This window comes from Bradyrhizobium sp. Kon37 (assembly GCF_055807535.1).
The window spans coordinates 1-354 of sequence record NZ_JBVVOY010000180.1; the positions used below are offsets into that span (position 1 = coordinate 1).

The following is a 354-nucleotide window of genomic DNA, read 5'->3' on the forward strand; positions in this document are numbered from 1 at the left end:
GGTGATGATGTTGATATCTATGATTTTGATGATTATAACCAGTTTGAACGAGGGTGCTGGTAATGGGCCGTATTCTGGATATTTCCGGGCAGCCGTTTGATTTTGACGATGAAATGCAGAGCCGCAGCGATGAGCTGGCAATGGTCATGAAGCGCACGCAGGAGCATCCTTCCAGTGGTGTGACGCCGAACCGGGCCGCGCAGATGCTGCGTGATGCCGAACGCGGTGATCTGACAGCACAGGCTGACCTGGCCTTTGATATGGAAGAAAAGGACACCCACCTTTTTTCCGAACTGAGCAAACGCCGCCTTGCCATTCAGGCGCTGGAATGGCGCATCGCTCCGGCACGTGATG

The 354-nt window shown here is 54.0% G+C and carries 1 protein-coding gene; it reads left to right on the forward strand.

Annotation, left to right across the window (positions count from 1 at the left end):
• Nucleotides 1–62 precede the first annotated feature (62 nt).
• Nucleotides 63–354: phage portal protein family protein (locus AC0L3J_RS37695; protein WP_473350479.1), on the forward strand; the 292-nt coding region annotated here is incomplete at its 3' end.